We start from the raw sequence: 16,710 nt of genomic DNA on the forward strand, positions 1-16,710 counted from the left end.
GAGGCTGAGCCCCCGAAGTAGACGCACGAGAGGGAAACCCTGATGCGGGACGCGTACCACGAGGAACTTGACTCGATCGGCGACAGTCTGGTGGAGATGGCCCGGCTGGTCGGGTCGGCGATCGGACGCGCCACGACCGCCATCCTCGACTCCGATCTGAAGCTGGCCGAGAACGTCATCGAGGCCGACCAGCGGGTCGACGAACTCCAGCACGAGCTGGAGGCTCGTGCCATAGCCCTGCTGGCCCGGCAGCAGCCGGTGGCCACCGACCTGCGGATAGTCGTGACGTCGCTGCGCATGTCGGCGGACCTGGAGCGTTCGGGCGACCTCGCCCAGCACGTGGCGAAGCTCGCGCGGCTGCGCTACCCGGAGCGCGCGGTGCCGCAGGACCTGCACGCGACCATCCTGGAGATGGGCCAGCTCGCCCAGCGCCTGATGGCTAAGGCGGCCGAGGTGATCGTCACGAAGGACGTCGACCTGGCGCTCCAGCTGGAGCAGGACGACGACGCGATGGACCTGCTGCACCGGGCCCTGTTCCAGCACCTGATGGACGACCGCTGGAAGCACGGCATCGAGACGGCCGTCGACGTGACGCTGCTGGGCCGCTACTACGAGCGGTACGCGGACCACGCGGTGGCCGTCGCGAAGCGGGTGGTGTACCTGGTGACGGGCGAGCACGCGGACGAGTTGCAGCAGGAGAAGTCCGAGATCCAGGCGGTTTCGGGGGTCGAGGGGGCGTAGGGCTCGGCCTTCTGGACTGTGGGGCACGCCTTGACGGGCGCGGGCGTGGGCTGGGCTTGGGCCTGGGCCTGGGTTGGTCGAGGGCCGGGTCAGCCTTACCGGGGCCCGGACTCGGCCGGTGTCCGGACTCGGCCGGGGTGGGGGGCGTGCGAGGGGAGGTGCCGGTCGGCCGGAAGGGCTCCCGAGCACCTGTGCGCCGTTGATGCGCCCGCCCGACCGGGCATGCAATGGGCACAGGCATCAGCCTCTCTTTAGGAGGGACCCATGGCCGAGACCCCCGGCACGACGCCGGACCCCACGCAGGAGCGCGAGACCGAGCAGCCCGCCGAGATCAGGAACCTCATGCTGATCGGCGCCTGCGGCTGCGGCTCGGGCTGCGGCTGCGGGTGCCAGTCGGGCAGTCCCTGCCAGTGCAGCTGACGAAACCGAGGGGCCCCGGCGCGGTGTGACCGCGCCGGGGCCTTCGGCATGCCGGGCCGCCGTCACCCGTTCGGCCGAGTCGCCACATCGGTTCGCCGGGCGCAGCATGGAAGGAACGACGGCAGGGCGACGCACTCGGAAAGAGGGAGGTGCGGGCCATGGCCAAGTTCATGGACGTCCACCACGGGATGACGGGCATCACGTCCGACCAGTTGCACGAGGCACACCAGGCGGACCTGGCGATCGAGCAGGAAGAAGGCGTCCACTTCGAACACGCGTGGGCGGACCCGCGGTCCGGCACGATCTACTGCCTCTCGGAGGGCCCGTCGGCGGACGCGGTCCAACGCGTCCACGAACGCGCGGGCCACAAGGCGGACGAGATCCACGAGGTGCCGCTGTCGGTCTGAGACCGGCGCGCGGGCGGCGGGGCGGAGTGAACGTCAGGGTCAGGCGGCCGGGATTTCAGGTGGCGGCCAGGTAGTCCAGCCCGGCGTCCGCCATACGCCGTACGGCCTCGGTCACCCCGTCCACTCCGGAGCCGAGATAAAGCCGGAGCTGAGGGCGCTGCTCGGCGCCCGGGGTGGGCATCGGCCAGGGCCAGATGGGCGCGGTGAGTACGGCGGTCCGCTCGAAGCACCGGCTGCGGAACTCCCGCGCTTTGTCCTCACTCACCGCGTAGGCGGGCGGCACGTCGACGACCACGTACGGGGTGCACTCGCCGGCGTGCACCGCGGCCGCCGGATATCCCAGCTTCTTGACGAACTGCGTCTCGGCGGTGGCCCGGATCTCGGTCAGCCGCAGGCGCTGGCGGGCCAGAAAATCCGCGCTTTCCGGCGAACCGAGCCAATCGGCCATCGCGTGCTGAAGCATTCCGGAAGCCATCAGGGTGTGGTGCAGCCGATACGTGTTCACCAACGCGTCCAGTGTTTCCACGGGCGCGGTGAGCGAGCCGATCCCCCAGCCGTTGCTGCCGAACTGTTTGCCCATGGACTGCACCGCGACCCAGGGAACTCCCTTTCCGATTCCACCGCGCTCGATCATCATGCTCAGCGCGGAGGTCGGCGTGACTCCCTCGTCGTGCACAGTGAAGTACGCGTCGTCGATCAGCACCGCGGCACCGGCGGATTCCGCGGCGCCGAACATCCGGGCCACGAAATCGCCGCTCCAGTTCACCGCGGTCGGATTGTGCTGGGCGTTGACGACGACCAGGGCGAGCTCCGCGTCCGGGTCCGCCGCGACGCCGGTGACGATCCGGTCGAGTTCCGCCGTGTCCGGTACGAACCCGGCCTCGGGCCGCAGCGTCAGGTACCGCAGCTCGTAGCCGAGCGGGGCGAACACCCCGGCGTAGTCCCAGGCGGGGCCTGCGACCAGCGCCACCGGCCGACGCGCGGCGGACCCGGCCCGGTCCCGCACCAGTCGGCCGAAGTCGTACATCGTGGTGCGCGTCCCGGTCCAGGTGACGGCCACCTCCCAGTCCCGCCCGCGCTCGGCCGTGCCGGGGAGGCGGTGCGTGGTGCGCAGATGCTCGGCGAGGGCGTTGCGCAGCCGGGGCAGCCCGTGGAGCGAGAGCTGATACCCGTGCGCTCCTTTCGGCACGCCGGACAGACATTCGGCGAGACCCGGAGCTATTCGGTCCCAGGTCTCACCGAAACTCATACATATCGGCTCACCGTGAGGCATGCCGGCAGCTAAATAGTCCCGCAATAAACCGGCGTCGGGCATTCCGCAGGGGGAACTGTCGGACGCGAGCAGATCCTGAAGGGTTTCCTTTTTGATCATGCGGCGGAGGGTAGCGTGGGGAGGTTCGACAAAGGAACCTGTGGGACGGGATTTGTCACCACGGCACCCTTACGCACAGGAACCCACACGGAAAACCGGAACGCCACTCGACTGCACCAACATGCAGGTGAGTGGCGCGGTGATTATTTCCACCTTCCCTCACTCCGCCCTTGCCCCGACTTTCGGCGCGGATCTTGAACGGCGAACTTCCCACCGCTCACGGCCGGTACGCCCGGAAGCGGGGTACCGCACCGCTGGTCGCCTCGGTCACGGGGTGTCCGTCATCTGGAGTATCGTTCTGGTGTCGGAGCGTTACCACTCCGACACGGGAGTGATCTTGCCTGCGGGTGCCCGAACCCCGTATGGCCGGCACCGGAGGAGCACAGTCGCCCGTGGCAAATGATCACCCCCGCGCTGCTTCCCCGCGGGTTACCGACTTCTCCGACACGGGCGGGACACCTCTCCAGGGCGTCGCACCCAGATATGGGTGGTGACGAGTGGTCGGCCGTGACCTCAAGCCCTCCGACCACCCGAAGAAGGACGTGCGTCGCGTCCTGGAGAAGTGGGTGGACCGCGGTTGGGCGCTGCGGAAGGAAGGCCACTGGGGCAGGCTCTACTGCCCGTGCGAATCGGAGTGCACGGTCATCCCCATCTCGGGAACGCCTCAGAACGAGAGCTCGCACGCTCGGCGAGTAGACCGCCTGGCCGCCCGCTGCCCACTACCCCCTGACTCCCCACAGCGCAGCCTCACGGGCCACCCCAGGGATTAGTCACAGTATTTTTTGCCCGACTTTGCCCCGGTTCTGCTGTTGACGAATGTCAACGGCTCTGCGACGGTGATGAAGGATGAGGGGGCAACCATGGACTATGACTTCACCTTTGTCGTATCCGGCGTGGATGTAGATGACCAGGCTGCCGTCGATGCCTTGCAGGAGAAGTGCGATGCGCTGCTGGCCCGGGCCGGCGGCGTGGATCTTCTGATGATCACGGGGTCGGGAGACACGGCCGTCGAAGCGGCCGTGACAGCCGTTTCCGCTGCTCGGGGCGCTGTTCCGCAGCTTCAGGTGTGCCGCTTGGACCGAGATCTCGTCGGCGTTCACGAGATCGCCGAGAGAACGGGCAGGTCCCGCCAGAACGTCAGTCAGTGGATCGCGGGCGCGCGGAAGGCCCAGGGTGAGCGTTTCCCCGCCCCGGAGGGCACCGTGGGCAGGTCTCAGGCCTGGTTGTGGAGTGAAGTCAACCGATGGCTGTCTGCTCACGAACTGGATGACGGTGCGACGTACCCGACCCGGGAGGAGATGGCCGAGATCGACGTGGCGCTGGCCAACTCGGTTTCCGTCACCCTCAACTTCACTTGGGCGAAGACCCCCGGCTTCCAGTCCGGCCGGGAAAAGGTGATCCGGGACCTGCGGAGCAAGCACATCCCCGGGTTCATGGGCTTCCTGTCCGAACTCGACCGGACGACGGGCGAGGACGGGGCGCACGTGCTGGTGGTCGCGGACCCCGAGGAGCCTGCCTCCGGTGTGATGGAGCGGGTCTCCGGCATCGGCCATGACGTCGTCCTCATCACGGCCACCGACCAGTTCACGGCGATGGTGCTGTCCACCTCTCCGCCTCCGCGGCCGACAGAAATCGTCTTTGTTCCGCAGGAAGCGACCGTCGGGGACTGGCTGTGCTTGGTGCAGTCGAACCCGCAGGCGTCGTTCAGCCTCGCGGGTACAGCAGAGGATGAGGACGAAGCCCCCACGATTCAAAGGCGCTTGGCGATTGCCGCGTAGCGCGCCAACGGGTGCCGGGCGGCAGTACTCAGGGCTGGCTCGCCCCGGCCCTGCCCTGAGATGCAGTGCGGTGCGGTGCCGGGCGCCACGACGGAAACGGCCCGCGAAGAGGCGCGCCGATGGTCTACCGGACGTCAGCCGTCGCGGACAGGTGGACTTCCAGGCCGCCGCCCCGGAACCAGCACCCTCCGCGGGCCGCCAGCACAGGCGGCTTCTCGAGTTCTGCCATGCCGAGGACGACGTGCTCTGGGAACTGACGATCGCTGTTGGGCAGGGACCGTCCCGCGCTCACGCGTCGAAGTCGTACTCCAGGATGTACGAGGCAGCGTCGAGCGTCATTTCACTGACCTCGACGGGTCTGCCGTCATCCGTGAAGGCGGTGCGGCAGACCAGGACGACAGGGGTGCCCGCGGACATGCCCAGTTGGGCCGCCTCGTCCTTCGACGGCATGCGTGAGCGGATCTCTTCGCGGAAGTGAGCGGGCTTGTAACCGAGTTCGGCGAGCCGGGCGTACGTCCCACCCGGCCCGGTGTCCTCCCGAGTGATGGCCGACCCGGCAACCACCGAGGCGGGCAGGTAGCTGGTGGCGAGCATGACGGGCTTGCCGTCCAGGACGAAGCGCCGACGCCTCACGCACACCGTTCCCGCGTCGGCCAGCTCCAGCACCGCGCCGATGCGGTCGGGTGCCGCTTCCTCGGAAACGGTGACCTGATCCACCTCAAGGGCCCGGTTCTCCATGTCCGCCGACCAGATGGAGCGGCCATTGCCCCACTGCTCCTGGGACAGCCGCTGGATACCCCGGCGCCGAAGCGGCCGGAACGCCCGGACGAACACCCCGGCACCCTTGCGGGCTTCGGCGACACCTTCGTCCCGCAGGACGCTCAGCGCCTGACGGGCCGTCATGCGGGCCACGCCATGAGTGGCCATGAGGTCGTTCTCGCCCGGAAGGCGATCACCGGGACCGTACTCACCCGACCGGATCGCCTCGCGCAGGGAGTCCGCGATCCGCTGGTACTTGGGCCGACGGTCGTCGTCGGTGTTGGCCATTCCACCGTCCTCCTTGCCTCTCTAGACACCTTAGGCCATAGGTGGGGCCCCTGCGGGTGCCCGCTGCGGGGACCACCATTGCACTCACCGCGTCTCGGAGCGATGACCCTGCACCCGGAACCCGAGTCCGTGCCCCGCGCCCGGCGTTGGTTCCGGAAGTTCCTCGCTCCCTACAACCCGGACTGCTCGATCGACGACTGCACGCTGATGCTCTCCGAGTTGGTGACCAACGCCGTCCGCTACGGGAAGTCCGAGGACCCCTGGCTGGTGCGGGTCGAGTGGTACCGCGAGGACACCTCGCTCCGCGTCGACGTGCACAACCCGGGCTTCCCGGCGGACGTCCGGCTACGGCACCCGGAAGCACACGACGCCCACGGCCGCGGCCTGCTCCTGGTCGACTCCATCGCCGACTCCTGGCACTCCGGCCCCAGCCGCTTCGGCGGAACGGTCGTTTCCTTCCTTGTCGCCGATGCCTGGGCGGAGTGAGGGGACATCCGGCCTTCTCCAGTCGCCCTCTCAGCCGCCAGACCAAAAGGCTCCCGCCCTGCCGAGAAACAGCAGGGCGGGAGCCAACTCAGTCAGAGGGCGGACGTTACTTCTTCTTGCCCTGGTTCTTGACCGCCTCGATCGCAGCCGCCGCTGCCTCCGGGTCCAGGTACTTGCCGCCCGGGGTGACCGGCTTGAAGGTCGCGTCGAGTTCGTAGTACAGGGGGATGCCCGTCGGGATGTTCAGGCCCGCGATGTCCGCGTCCGAGATGCCGTCCAGGTGCTTGACCAGGGCGCGCAGGCTGTTGCCGTGGGCGGCGACCAGGACCGTGCGGCCGGTCAGCAGGTCGGGGACGATGCCGTCGAACCAGTACGGCAGCATGCGGACGACGACGTCCTTCAGGCACTCCGTCTGCGGGCGCAGCTCCGGCGGGAGGGTCGCGTAGCGCGGGTCGTCGAACTGGGAGTACTCGGCGTCGCGGTCCAGCGGCGGCGGCGGGGTGTCGTAGGAGCGGCGCCACAGCATGAACTGCTCCTCGCCGAACTCCGCCAGCGTCTGCGCCTTGTCCTTGCCCTGGAGGGCGCCGTAGTGACGCTCGTTCAGGCGCCAGGAGCGGTGCACGGGGATCCAGAGGCGGTCCGCGGACTCCAGCGCGAGCTGTGCCGTGCGGATCGCGCGCTTCTGGAGGGACGTGTGGACCACGTCGGGGAGCAGGCCGGCGTCCTTGAGCAGCTCACCGCCGCGGACTGCCTCCTTCTCGCCCTTCTCGTTCAGGTTGACGTCCACCCAGCCGGTGAACAGGTTCTTCGCGTTCCATTCGCTCTCGCCGTGGCGGAGGAGGATCAGCTTGTACGGTGCGTCGGCCATGGGCCCGAGCGTAATCGAACCCCCTGATCCCTCGCGCGCCCCGCCCGCAGGGCGGACGGTTGACGGGATCTGTTAATTGAGTGGTCACCGGCAGCCACCCCCTCGTAAGTTGTGCTCACCGCTTGAGCCGCTTACAGCAGGCCTGATGTCCGTGGGGGATCCTCATGCCGTACGCCCGTGCCAGACGCGCTGTCCGGGAGACTGTTTCCGGGTTGCCCCGTGAGTTCTGGTGGCTGTGGACCAGCACCCTCGTGAACCGGCTCGGTGCCTTCGTCGCCACCTTCATGGCGCTGTACCTCACCCTGGAGCGCGGCTACTCCGCCACCTACGCGGGTCTGGTCGCCGCCCTGCACGGGCTCGGCGGCGTCATCTCCTCCCTCGGCGCCGGCGTCATGACCGACCGGCTCGGGCGGCGGCCCACCCTGCTCGTCGCCCAGGCCTCCACGGCCCTGTCCGTCGCGCTGCTCGGGTTCATGCACCACCCGGTCGCCATCGCCGCCGTCGCCTTCCTCGTCGGCATGGCCTCCAACGCCTCCCGGCCCGCCGTGCAGGCGATGATGGCCGACATCGTCCGGCCCGAGGACCGGATCCGCGCCTTCTCGCTCAACTACTGGGCCATCAACCTCGGGTTCGCCGTGTCGTCCATGGCCGCCGGGTTCATCGCCGAGTTCAGCTATCTCGCCGGCTTCCTCATCGAGGGCGGCATGACCCTGGTCTGCGCCGTTCTGATCTTCCTCAAGCTGCCCGAGTCCCGGCCCGTCCAGGACGGCAAGACCGGGAGCAAGGACGCCGTCGGGCTGGGGACCGTACTGCGCGACGGGCGGTTCATGAGTGTCGTCGGGCTGTCGTTCCTCGTGGCGCTCGTCTTCCAGCAGGGCTTCCTCGGGCTGCCCGTCGCCATGGGCGAGGCCGGGTTCACGCCCGCCGACTACGGCATGGCCATCGCCGTCAACGGCGTGCTGATCGTCGCGCTCCAGATCCCCGTCACCCGGTTCATCGAGCACCGCGACACCCGGCTGCTGCTCGTCGCCTCGTCCCTGCTCGCCGGGTACGGCTTCGGGCTCACCGCCTTCGCCGGTTCCGTCGGTGTCTTCGCGCTGACGGTGTGCGTGTGGACGCTGGCGGAGATCGTCAACGCCCCCACGCAGACCGGGCTCGTCGTGCGGCTCTCGCCGGTGCACGGACGCGGCCGCTATCAGGGCATGTACACGATGTCCTGGTCCGTGGCCGCGCTCGTCGCGCCCCTGCTGTCCGGGGTCGTCATCGACCGGTACGGGGCCGAGTGGCTGTGGGGGCTGTGCGCCGTCGTCGGAACGGTGGCGGGCGTCGGGTACAGCGCCCTCATGCGGCGACTCCCGGACGAACCCAACGGAGAGAGGGGAGAGAGCGGCGAGAGCGGCGATGGCGGAACAAAGCAGGAGGCCCCGGAGAACGAGGAGCCTGTCGTCGTCGACGTCGCGCCGGCCGGCACCGGCCCCAAGCCCGGGGTCACCACCGCCTGACAGCCATCCCCGCGCCCCGCGACACCGCCTGAAGACGGCCACAGCCAAGCCCGGCGACACCGCCTGAGAAAACGGCCACAGCCACGCCGGCGCCGACGCCCCCGCGCCCCGGCCCAGGCGATCACCGCCCAACGGCCACCCCCACCCTCCTCACGGATGCATCCGCGCCCCCTTCACCACCTTGTCCACCCCGTTCCGCGGCCCGTACACCGCCAGCCCCACCAGGTCCAGTTCCCCCGTCGGCACCGCCCGTACGGCCGCGCGGTTGTCGCGGTCGTTGCCCGTCGTGAACAGGTCCGACGTGAAGAGGGCGCGCGGCAGGGCGCGGGACAGGGCTCGCGCGTGGGCCGCGGTCAGCGTCTCCTTCGTGCCCTCGAAGACCAGCACCGGCTGGCGGAACATCGGCAGGTAGGCGACGCCGTCGGCGTCCTCGTACGGCTCGCCGATCACCTCGGGGAGCTGGGTGCCGAGGCCGCTGACCAGGAAGGCGGTGACGTTGAGGCGCTGCCAGGGCTCCAGGTCCTCGCGCAGCAGGACGGCGATCTTGGTGTCGAAACGGATCGGCTCGGTGGGCTCTGTGCTCATGATCCGAGACTGCCGGGAGGCCCGCGGCGGGGTCTTGTACGTTCTTTGCATGGCCGCGCAGCGGAACGTCTCCGCCTGGCGACCCCGCGTTCCGGGCGTCGTGGAGGTCTTCCACGCCCACTTCACGGAGTACGCCTATCCGATGCACGTCCACGAGGCGTGGACGCTGCTGATCGTGGACGACGGCGCCGTACGGTACGACCTCGACCGGCACGAGCACGGCACGCCGCACGACACGGTGTCGCTGCTGCCGCCGCACGTCCCGCACAACGGCTCCCCGGTCACCTCCGACGGCTTCCGCAAGCGGGTCCTCTACCTCGACGGCACGCTTCTCGGCGAGGACCTGATCGGGCGGGCCGTCGACTCCCCCGACCTGCGTGATCCGCTGCTGCGCCGCCGCGTCGGCCAGTTGCACACGGCGCTCGCCCGGCCCGGCGACGAGTTGGAGGCCCAGAGCCGGCTGACGCTGGTCGGGGAGCGGCTGCGGGCCCACCTGGCGCCGGGGGCCACCGGTTCCGCACCCCGTCGCGACCCGGCGCTCGCCCGCCGGTTGCGCGAACTCCTCGACGAGCGGGTGGTCGACGGCCTCTCGCTGGACGACGCCGCCGCGCTGCTGTCCGCCCATCCGGCGCATCTCGTACGGGCGTTCAGCGCCGCGTACGGCATCGCGCCGCACCAGTACCTGATGTCCCGCCGCGTCGAACGCGCCCGCCGGCTCCTTCTCGACGGACGGCCACCGGGCGAGGTGGCGCCCGCGACCGGCTTCTACGACCAGTCGCATCTCACCCGGCATTTCCGCAGGCTCGTCGGTGTGCCGCCGGGCCGCTACCGGGCCGCGGCGCGCCGGGCGTCCTAGGGGTTCCGCGGCCGTACGGCGCCGGTGGTGGCGTAGAACTCCAGGCGGGAGTGCGGGTCGCCGGTGAAGCCAGGGACGTCGGGGACGTCGGGGACGTCGGTCCGGTCGGGCTCGCGGGCCTCGCGGCGGCCGGCGGTCGCGGCCTCAGTCCGCGGGGCGCTCGATCAGGTGCGTGAACGCGTCGAGGTTGCGTGTCGACTCACCGCGCGACACGCGCCACTCGTACTCCTTGCGGATCGCCGACGCGAAGCCCAGCTCCAGAAGGGAGTTGAAGCTGCCGTCCGCCGCCTCCAGCACCTGCCCGAGCAGCCGGTCGACCTCGTCGGCGGTGACGGCGGCCAGCGGCAGGCGGCCGGTGAGGTAGATGTCGCCGAGCTGGTCGACCGCGTAACTCACGCCGTACAGCTTGAGGTTGCGCTCCAGGAGCCAGCGGTGGACGGCCGCCTCGTTCTCGTCGGGGTGGCGGATCACGAAGGCGTTGAGGGACAGCGAGTGCCGGCCGACGACGAGGGAGACCGTCGTCGACAGTTTGCGCGTGCCGGGGAGCTTGACGACGTAGGTGCCGGGCGAGGGGCTCTCCCAGTCGAGCTCGGCGCTCCTCAGGGCGTCCTCGACGACCCCCGCCGCCTGTGCTGCCTTGTCTCCATCAGCCATGGTGGGAGCGTACGCGACGGCGGTGCGCGTGCAGCGCGGCCGTGTACACGTCGGCCGTGGCGGCGGCCGCGGTGTCCCACCCGAAGGACTGGGCGTGCCGGGCCGCCGCGGCGCCCATCCGGGGCACGAGGTCCGGCGAGTCGGCGAACTCGCGCAGCACGCGCGCGTACGCGGCCGGGTCGTGGCCCTGGACGAGGACGCCGGTGTGCCCGTCCCGCACGGCGACCGGGAGCCCGCCGACCGCCGCCGCGAGCACCGGCGTACCGGTGGCCTGCGCCTCTATGGCGACCAGCCCGAAGGACTCGCTGTAGGACGGCATCACCAGCACGGACGCGGCCCGGAACCAGTCGGCGAGCCGGTCCTGGTCGACGGGCGGCCGGAACCGTACGACGTCCGCGACGCCCAGCCGCGCGGCGAGCTTCTGCAGGCCCTCCGGCCTGGCGAGGCCGCTGCCGCTGGGGCCGCCGACGACCGGGACGACGATCTTCGAGCGCAGGTCCGGCCGCTCGTCGAGCAGCACGGCGACCGCGCGCAGCAGCACGTCGGGAGCCTTCAGCGGCTGGATGCGGCCCGCGAACAGCGGCACCAGCGCGTCCTGCGGCAGGCCGAGCCGGGCGCGGGCGGCGGCGCGGCCGTCGGCGGGGCGGAAGCGGTCGAGGTTCACGCCGGGGTGGACGACGGCGACCTTGGCGGGGTCGGCGGCGTAGTGCCGCACGAGCTCGTCGGCCTCCTCGGCCGTGTTGGCGATGAGGCGGTCGGCGGCGCCCACGATCTGGGTCTCGCCGATGACGCGGGCGGCGGGCTCTGGGGTGTCGCCGTCGGCGAGGTTGGCGTTCTTGACCTTGGCCATGGTGTGCATGGCGTGCACCAGCGGCACGCCCCAGCGCTGGGCGGCGAGCCAGCCGACGTGGCCGGAGAGCCAGTAGTGCGAGTGGACCAGGTCGTAGTGACCGGGGCGGTGGCCGGCCCAGGCCTGCATCACGCCGTGCGTGAAGGCGCACAGCTGCGCCGGCAGGTCCTCCTTGGCGAGACCCTCGTAGGGGCCCGCGTCGACGTGCCGGACCAGGACGCCGGGGGACAGCTCGACGGCGGGCGGGAGGGCGGCGGAGGTGGCGCGCGTGAAGATCTCGACCTCGATGTTGATCGCGGCGAGGCGCTGCGCGAGCTCCACGATGTAGACGTTCATGCCGCCGGCGTCGCCGGTGCCCGGCTGGTGGAGCGGGGAGGTGTGCACGGAGAGCATGGCGACGCGGCGGGCGCGGCGGTGCAGGCGCAGCCGCGCGGGTGCCGCTGCCACGGAACGACGCCCGAGCCTGCTGACGTACTGGCTCACGTGGCGTTCCTCCTTGCTGCGGGCATGCCGTACGGAGGACGCACGTCACCCTCCAGGCACGTCCAACACCGGAAGGGCCCGCCCCATTTCCGATCCGGGGATCTTTGCGGAATCATTACCGTATTTCGCTCAACCGTTCGAGGCTGAAGTGCGTACGCACCCCCGGGCGCCCCTCGCCGCGGCGGTGCCCCGCCGGCCGCCGCATACCCTCGTAGGCATGACGTCCCGCGCCGCCGCCCGCCCCCACTCTCGGCCTCGCCCGAGCGGGCGGACCCCCGTCGTGGGAACGGTGACACGCGGGACGACCAACCCCAACCGGCTGCGCCGCATGGACCGCTGGATCGCCGCCGCGCACGGCGCCGAGCTGCGCCGCGCCGCCGACCCGGTCGCCGTCGACCTCGGCTACGGCGCCGCCCCCTGGACCGCCGTCGAACTGCTCGCCCGGCTCCGCGCGGCGGCGCCCCGCACGCGCGTGGTCGGCGTCGAGATCGACCCCGCGCGGGTCGCGGCGGCCCGGCCCTACGAGCGCGACGGACTCGCTTTCCGGCACGGCGGCTTCGAGATCCCCCTCCCCCGCCGGCCCCAGCTGATCCGCGCGGCGAACGTGCTGCGCCAGTACGACGAGGCGGAGGTCGCGGGCGTGTGGCAGCGGCTGTGCGCGCGGCTCGCGCCGGCCGACCCGGCGACGGGCACGGGAGGAGGGCTGCTCGTCGAGGGGACCTGCGACGAGATCGGGCGCCGGCACGTGTGGGTCGCGCTCGGGCCCGAGGGGCCGCGCACGGTCACCTTCGCGACCCGGCTCGGTTCCCTGGACCGCCCGTCCGACCTCGCCGAACGGCTCCCGAAGGCCCTCATCCACCGCAACGTCCCCGGCGAGCCGGTGCACGCCTTCCTCCGCGACTTCGACCGCGCCTGGGCCGCCGCCGCGCCCTACGCCTCGTACGGCGCACGGCAGCGCTGGCTCCGCGCGGTGCGGGACCTGGCGGTCGACTGGCCGGTGACGGACGGTCCGGCGCGCTGGCGGCAGGGGGAAGTCACCGTGGCCTGGGCGGCGTTGGCGCCACGCTTCTGACCGGCCCCGCGCCCTCCCCTCCCTCCAGTCCCTCCACTCCCGCCTCCCCCTCCGCCCCCCGCCCGCGTCGGCCCGCGTCGGCCCGCGTCGGCCCGCGTCGGCCGCCAGGAACGATCCGTGTGAGCCGTTCGTCACAAAGGCGGGGAGATCGTCGCGCCGGGGCGGGGAAAGAGGGAAACGACACGGAAGGGCCGCGGAGGCACGACCTCTGTCGCTTTGCGCGCCGACGTGGCACGATCCCCCCGGCGGCCAAGTTACTGACGGTTAATCAATTCGGGGCAGGGGGCAAAGGTATGGGAACGGGCAAGCGCGGCCTGATCACGGCGGCCGTGGCCGTCGTCTGTGCGGTCACCGTACTGGCGGCACCCGGCACGGCGTTCGCGAGCGTGGCCGCCCCCGAACCGCCACCCACGCCGGCCGCGACGCCGAGCACCGCCCCGGGCAAGGACCTGGAGGCCGTGCGCAAACGGCTGGAGACGCTCTACCACGACGCGGCCGTCGCCACCGACGCGTACAACGCGGCCGAGGAGAAGGCCCGCAAGCAGAGCGCCGAACTGGCCGAGCTGGCCCAGCAGATCGCCAAGGTCCGGTCCCGGCTGGACGACCTGACCGAGCGCGCGGGCGCCGCGGCCGCCGCCCAGTACCGCGGCGGCGGGCTGCCGCCCGAGGCGCACCTCATGCTGAGCGAGAACCCCACGCAGTTCCTCGACGGCACCGGCCGCATCCTCCAGGGCCAGCGGGCGACCAAGGGCCTGATCCGCGAGACCGCCCGCACCAAGGAGGACTTGGAGCAGTACGAGCGGGACGCCACCACCCAGTGGAAGAAGCTGGAGGCGAACCGCAAGGCCAAGGCCTCGGCGCAGAAGCGGATCGAGAAGCAGATCGCGGCGGCCGAGAAGCTCGAGTCCGCGCTGGAGAAAGAGGAGATCGCGCGCCTCGCGGAGCTGGAGCGGGCGGCGGCGCTCAAGGCGCAGAACGCCTGGCTGGACTCGGGCGTCCTCGACCGGATCCGCGGCGAGGCGTCCGCGCAGGGCAGGAAGGCGGTCGAGTTCGCCACCGAGCAGATCGGCCTGCCGTACGAGTGGGGCGCCGAGGGCCCGGGGAGCTACGACTGCTCCGGCCTGACGTCCCGGGCGTGGGCCAAGGCCGGAACGCCCATCCCGCGCACCTCGCAGGAACAGTGGCGGCGGCTCAAGCGCATCGACATCGAGGACATGCGCCCCGGCGACCTCGTCATCTACAACAAGGACGCCAGCCACGTGGGGATGTACGTCGGCGCCGGCTCGATCGTGCACGCCCCGCGCCCGGGGCGGACGGTGACGATCGCGGGCGCCGGCTCCATGCCGATCCTGGGCGTGGTGCGGCCGGACGCGCACTGAGGAGGCCCCGGCCCGTGCGTTCCCCGTGTGTTCCGGGCCACTCCCCTTACGGCACAGGCCGGTTCGAACAACCCCATACGACGTGATCGGGACCACGTGACCCATCCCACGCCGAGTCGCCCACAAACGCGGCGGGGACGTGACGTTCGTCATCACGGGCGCCCCGTCGGCCTGTCCAACTGCGGTACGGATCGCGGCATATGACAGTGGCCGACGGCCCGGTGGCGTGCCGCACACCATTCCGTTGCGGCGCCGTCAACCGCTATGGTCCCCGTCGGTGGGTCGAGGTCCCTCGCCCCCGCCATGCCCTCGGGGGGAGGGAAGGAACCCAGGACCATGCCCGTACCCGTACCGCGGCAGAGAGCGATCCCGGCCGCGGAAAGTGGTCAGGCGCAGACCGCGTCCCCGGACGGCGGCCCCACCGCGCACGCCGGCCAGGAGGCCCCGCGCAGGGACGACACCGTCGAGAACGCCGCCCACACCAACCTGACCCTGCTGCTGATCGAGGACGATCCGGCGGGCTCGCCGATCGTGCCCGACCTGCTCGACCAGGCGGGCAAGCCGATCCGCATCCGCACCGCCCGCAACCTCACCGAGGCCGAGCGGCTGCTGACGGACGACGTCCACTGCATCCTGCTGGACCTGGCGCTGCCCGCGCCCGGCCGGGCCGGAGACGCCGAGGACGAGCTGGCGGTGCTCAAGCACGTGCTGGAGATCGCGCCCCGGCACGCCGTGCTCGCGCTGACCGGGTCCGGCGACGCCGAGCGCGGCGCCGAGGCGGTCCGGGTGGGCGCCCAGGACTATCTCTTCCGCGACGAGCTGGACGGCCGGCTGCTGAGCCGCGCGATCCGGTACGCCGTCGAGCGGAAACGTTCCGACACGGCCGAGCGGCGGCTCGCGGAGGGCAAACTGCGCGCCCAGGAGAATGCCCGGCTGGAGCGCGGCCTGCTGCCCACCCCGCTGCTGGAGGGCTCCTCGCTGCGGTTCGCCGCCCGCTACCGCCCCGGCCGCTCGCGCGCGCTGCTCGGCGGTGACTTCTACGACGTCGTGCGCACCCCCGACGGCACCGTGCACGCCATGATCGGTGACGTCTGCGGGCACGGCCCGGACGAGGCGGCGCTCGGTGTGGAGCTGCGCATCGCGTGGCGGGCGCTGACGCTGGCGGGACTGTGCGGGGACGAGCTGCTCAACACGCTTCAGCAGGTGCTGGAGCACGAGCGGGCCGACGACGAGATCTTCGCGACGCTGTGCACGGTGGACATCGCCCCGGAAGGCCGCCGCGCCGGCCTGTGCCTGGCGGGCCACCCATCACCCCTGGTCGCCTCCCCCGGCCGGCCCGCGCGGCTGCTGCCGTACGACTTCAACGGCCCGGCGCTCGGTCTGGTGCCGGGCGCGCGCTGGCCGCGCATGCAGGTGGACCTGGGCGCCGAGTGGAGCCTGATGCTCTACACCGACGGTTTGATCGAGGGCCGCGTCGGCGAGGGCCGGGAGCGGCTCGGCCAAGACGGCATGGTGGAGATGGTCCGCCGCCAGCTGGCCGAGGGCCTGCGCGGGGAGCAGCTGCTGCAGGCCGCGGTCACCGAGGTGCGCGACCTCAACGGGGGCGAGCTGACGGACGACGTGGCGGTGCTGCTGCTGGACCGCGTGCCGTAAGCGCGGTCGGGGCGCGGACGCCGTGGGAGCGCTCCGCCTGGGGGGGTGCCGCACGACATCGCACACGGCACCGCACACGGCGGTGCGTGTCGTGGGGGGCACCGGCCGCCGGGCCGCTCAACGACTCGACAACTCGACGACAGCGGCCCAACGACTACGGCTCAGCGACTTTGCGGCTCAGCGGCTCTGCGCCTCAACGGCCAACGGCCAACGGCTCAACGGTTGCCGTTCCACGGGCCGTACGGGCCGTCGCTGCTGGAGCCGCGGTTGCTGCGGCCGCCGCCCGGCAGGCCGCGCAGCGCGGGACGCACGTCGACCATGTACACGATCGTCGCGATGAGCCCGATGATCGGCAGGAACGACAGGATGTTGAAGATCAGGTTCACCACGAAGGCGAGCCCGAGGATGATCAGCCAGAACGGCTTGGTCTTCTTGTCCGCGGCGCGGTAGGCGTCCTCACGGCGCGTGGCCGCGTCGATCAGCGCGAAGCCGCTGAAAAGGATCAGGGCGATGCTCAGCAGCCACATGAACCCCGCGAACCCCTGCATCAGCACAAC

General features: G+C 71.2%; 17 protein-coding genes. 10 read left to right on the forward strand and 7 right to left on the reverse strand.

Annotation, left to right across the window (positions count from 1 at the left end; translation table 11 throughout):
• The first annotated feature begins 42 nt into the window (after positions 1–42).
• The 3 genes from phoU (at position 43) to QC282_RS19015 (ending at position 1,568) form a co-directional block, all read left to right on the forward strand.
• Positions 43–741 carry a phosphate signaling complex protein PhoU gene (gene phoU, locus QC282_RS19005; RefSeq protein ID WP_279550677.1) on the forward strand — a complete coding sequence of 233 codons (699 nt, stop codon included), beginning with the start codon at positions 43–45 and terminating at the stop codon, positions 739–741.
• Between the two features lie 264 nt (positions 742–1,005).
• Complete coding sequence (locus QC282_RS19010) at positions 1,006–1,161, forward strand: hypothetical protein (RefSeq protein WP_279550678.1); 156 nt, start codon at positions 1,006–1,008, stop codon at positions 1,159–1,161.
• Positions 1,162–1,319: 158 nt separating this feature from the next.
• Positions 1,320–1,568, forward strand: a complete 249-nt coding sequence (locus tag QC282_RS19015; protein WP_279550679.1) for an SCO4226 family nickel-binding protein — start codon at positions 1,320–1,322, stop codon at positions 1,566–1,568.
• Positions 1,569–1,623: 55 nt separating this feature from the next.
• Here the strand turns inward: QC282_RS19015 and QC282_RS19020 are convergent, their stop codons facing one another.
• Positions 1,624–2,940 (reverse strand): pyridoxal phosphate-dependent aminotransferase, encoded by a 1,317-nt coding sequence (locus QC282_RS19020; RefSeq protein WP_279550680.1) that lies wholly within the window; start codon positions 2,938–2,940, stop codon positions 1,624–1,626.
• 860 nt (positions 2,941–3,800) lie between these two features.
• On the opposite strand from QC282_RS19020, the gene QC282_RS19025 reads away from it, so the two are divergent.
• Entirely contained in the window at positions 3,801–4,718 is a 918-nt protein-coding gene (locus QC282_RS19025) for a hypothetical protein (protein WP_279550681.1), read from the forward strand.
• A 288-nt stretch (positions 4,719–5,006) separates the two neighbouring features.
• On the opposite strand, the gene QC282_RS19030 is transcribed toward QC282_RS19025, so the two are convergent.
• Entirely contained in the window at positions 5,007–5,765 is a 759-nt protein-coding gene (locus QC282_RS19030; RefSeq protein WP_279550682.1) for a GntR family transcriptional regulator, read from the reverse strand.
• 102 nt (positions 5,766–5,867) lie between these two features.
• Between QC282_RS19030 and QC282_RS19035 the strand changes: the two genes are divergently transcribed.
• Positions 5,868–6,251 (forward strand): ATP-binding protein, encoded by a 384-nt coding sequence (locus tag QC282_RS19035; protein WP_279550683.1) that lies wholly within the window; start codon positions 5,868–5,870, stop codon positions 6,249–6,251.
• A gap of 106 nt (positions 6,252–6,357) precedes the next feature.
• Here the strand turns inward: QC282_RS19035 and QC282_RS19040 are convergent, their stop codons facing one another.
• The gene (locus QC282_RS19040; RefSeq protein ID WP_279550684.1) at positions 6,358–7,119 is read right to left on the reverse strand and encodes a phosphoglyceromutase; all 762 of its coding nucleotides are present in this window, start codon (positions 7,117–7,119) and stop codon (positions 6,358–6,360) included.
• A gap of 164 nt (positions 7,120–7,283) precedes the next feature.
• Here QC282_RS19040 and QC282_RS19045 point away from each other — a divergent pair, with 164 nt between their 5' ends.
• On the forward strand, positions 7,284–8,621 hold the full coding sequence (locus QC282_RS19045; RefSeq protein ID WP_279550685.1) for an MFS transporter: 1,338 nt from the start codon (positions 7,284–7,286) through the stop codon (positions 8,619–8,621).
• 150 nt (positions 8,622–8,771) lie between these two features.
• Here QC282_RS19045 and QC282_RS19050 read toward each other — a convergent pair whose 3' ends face one another.
• Positions 8,772–9,257, reverse strand: a complete 486-nt coding sequence (locus QC282_RS19050) for a DUF2000 domain-containing protein (protein WP_279550686.1) — start codon at positions 9,255–9,257, stop codon at positions 8,772–8,774.
• Here QC282_RS19050 and QC282_RS19055 point away from each other — a divergent pair.
• Positions 9,256–10,062 (forward strand): AraC family transcriptional regulator, encoded by an 807-nt coding sequence (locus tag QC282_RS19055; RefSeq protein WP_279550687.1) that lies wholly within the window; start codon positions 9,256–9,258, stop codon positions 10,060–10,062. The two genes, QC282_RS19050 and QC282_RS19055, sit on opposite strands and share 2 nt — an antisense overlap.
• A gap of 144 nt (positions 10,063–10,206) precedes the next feature.
• On the opposite strand, the gene QC282_RS19060 is transcribed toward QC282_RS19055, so the two are convergent.
• Entirely contained in the window at positions 10,207–10,716 is a 510-nt protein-coding gene (locus QC282_RS19060; protein ID WP_279550688.1) for a YbjN domain-containing protein, read from the reverse strand.
• Positions 10,709–12,049, reverse strand: coding sequence for a D-inositol-3-phosphate glycosyltransferase (gene mshA, locus QC282_RS19065; RefSeq protein WP_279550689.1), 1,341 nt, complete (start codon positions 12,047–12,049; stop codon positions 10,709–10,711). Before mshA ends, QC282_RS19060 begins: the two co-directional genes overlap by 8 nt.
• Positions 12,050–12,329: 280 nt before the next feature.
• Here mshA and QC282_RS19070 point away from each other — a divergent pair, with 280 nt between their 5' ends.
• From QC282_RS19070 to QC282_RS19080, 3 genes are all read left to right on the forward strand, one after another.
• Positions 12,330–13,121 carry a class I SAM-dependent methyltransferase gene (locus QC282_RS19070; protein WP_279550690.1) on the forward strand — a complete coding sequence of 264 codons (792 nt, stop codon included), beginning with the start codon at positions 12,330–12,332 and terminating at the stop codon, positions 13,119–13,121.
• Positions 13,122–13,414: 293 nt separating this feature from the next.
• The gene (locus QC282_RS19075; RefSeq protein ID WP_279550691.1) at positions 13,415–14,500 is read left to right on the forward strand and encodes a C40 family peptidase; all 1,086 of its coding nucleotides are present in this window, start codon (positions 13,415–13,417) and stop codon (positions 14,498–14,500) included.
• A gap of 336 nt (positions 14,501–14,836) precedes the next feature.
• The gene (locus QC282_RS19080) at positions 14,837–16,153 is read left to right on the forward strand and encodes a PP2C family protein-serine/threonine phosphatase (RefSeq protein ID WP_279550692.1); all 1,317 of its coding nucleotides are present in this window, start codon (positions 14,837–14,839) and stop codon (positions 16,151–16,153) included.
• A 215-nt stretch (positions 16,154–16,368) separates the two neighbouring features.
• On the opposite strand, the gene QC282_RS19085 is transcribed toward QC282_RS19080, so the two are convergent.
• On the reverse strand, positions 16,369–16,701 hold the full coding sequence (locus QC282_RS19085; protein WP_279550693.1) for a DUF2516 family protein: 333 nt from the start codon (positions 16,699–16,701) through the stop codon (positions 16,369–16,371).
• Between the last annotated feature and the right edge of the window lie 9 nt (positions 16,702–16,710).

This window comes from Streptomyces sp. DH24 (genome assembly GCF_029813775.1).
In the GTDB taxonomy this organism is placed as follows: domain Bacteria; phylum Actinomycetota; class Actinomycetes; order Streptomycetales; family Streptomycetaceae; genus Streptomyces.

Bases quoted from the DNA above. Each gene is read 5' to 3' on its own strand.
- phoU (WP_279550677.1), top strand. From the start codon at position 43: ATGCGGGACGCGTACCACGAGGAACTTGACTCGATCGGCGACAGTCTG.
- QC282_RS19010 (WP_279550678.1), top strand. From the start codon at position 1,006: ATGGCCGAGACCCCCGGCACGACGCCGGACCCCACGCAGGAGCGCGAG.
- QC282_RS19015 (WP_279550679.1), top strand. From the start codon at position 1,320: ATGGCCAAGTTCATGGACGTCCACCACGGGATGACGGGCATCACGTCC.
- QC282_RS19020 (WP_279550680.1), bottom strand. From the start codon at position 2,940: ATGATCAAAAAGGAAACCCTTCAGGATCTGCTCGCGTCCGACAGTTCC.
- QC282_RS19025 (WP_279550681.1), top strand. From the start codon at position 3,801: ATGGACTATGACTTCACCTTTGTCGTATCCGGCGTGGATGTAGATGAC.
- QC282_RS19030 (WP_279550682.1), bottom strand. From the start codon at position 5,765: ATGGCCAACACCGACGACGACCGTCGGCCCAAGTACCAGCGGATCGCG.
- QC282_RS19035 (WP_279550683.1), top strand. From the start codon at position 5,868: ATGACCCTGCACCCGGAACCCGAGTCCGTGCCCCGCGCCCGGCGTTGG.
- QC282_RS19040 (WP_279550684.1), bottom strand. From the start codon at position 7,119: ATGGCCGACGCACCGTACAAGCTGATCCTCCTCCGCCACGGCGAGAGC.
- QC282_RS19045 (WP_279550685.1), top strand. From the start codon at position 7,284: ATGCCGTACGCCCGTGCCAGACGCGCTGTCCGGGAGACTGTTTCCGGG.
- QC282_RS19055 (WP_279550687.1), top strand. From the start codon at position 9,256: ATGGCCGCGCAGCGGAACGTCTCCGCCTGGCGACCCCGCGTTCCGGGC.
- QC282_RS19050 (WP_279550686.1), bottom strand. From the start codon at position 9,257: ATGCAAAGAACGTACAAGACCCCGCCGCGGGCCTCCCGGCAGTCTCGG.
- QC282_RS19060 (WP_279550688.1), bottom strand. From the start codon at position 10,716: ATGGCTGATGGAGACAAGGCAGCACAGGCGGCGGGGGTCGTCGAGGAC.
- QC282_RS19075 (WP_279550691.1), top strand. From the start codon at position 13,415: ATGGGAACGGGCAAGCGCGGCCTGATCACGGCGGCCGTGGCCGTCGTC.
- QC282_RS19080 (WP_279550692.1), top strand. From the start codon at position 14,837: ATGCCCGTACCCGTACCGCGGCAGAGAGCGATCCCGGCCGCGGAAAGT.
- QC282_RS19085 (WP_279550693.1), bottom strand. From the start codon at position 16,701: ATGCAGGGGTTCGCGGGGTTCATGTGGCTGCTGAGCATCGCCCTGATC.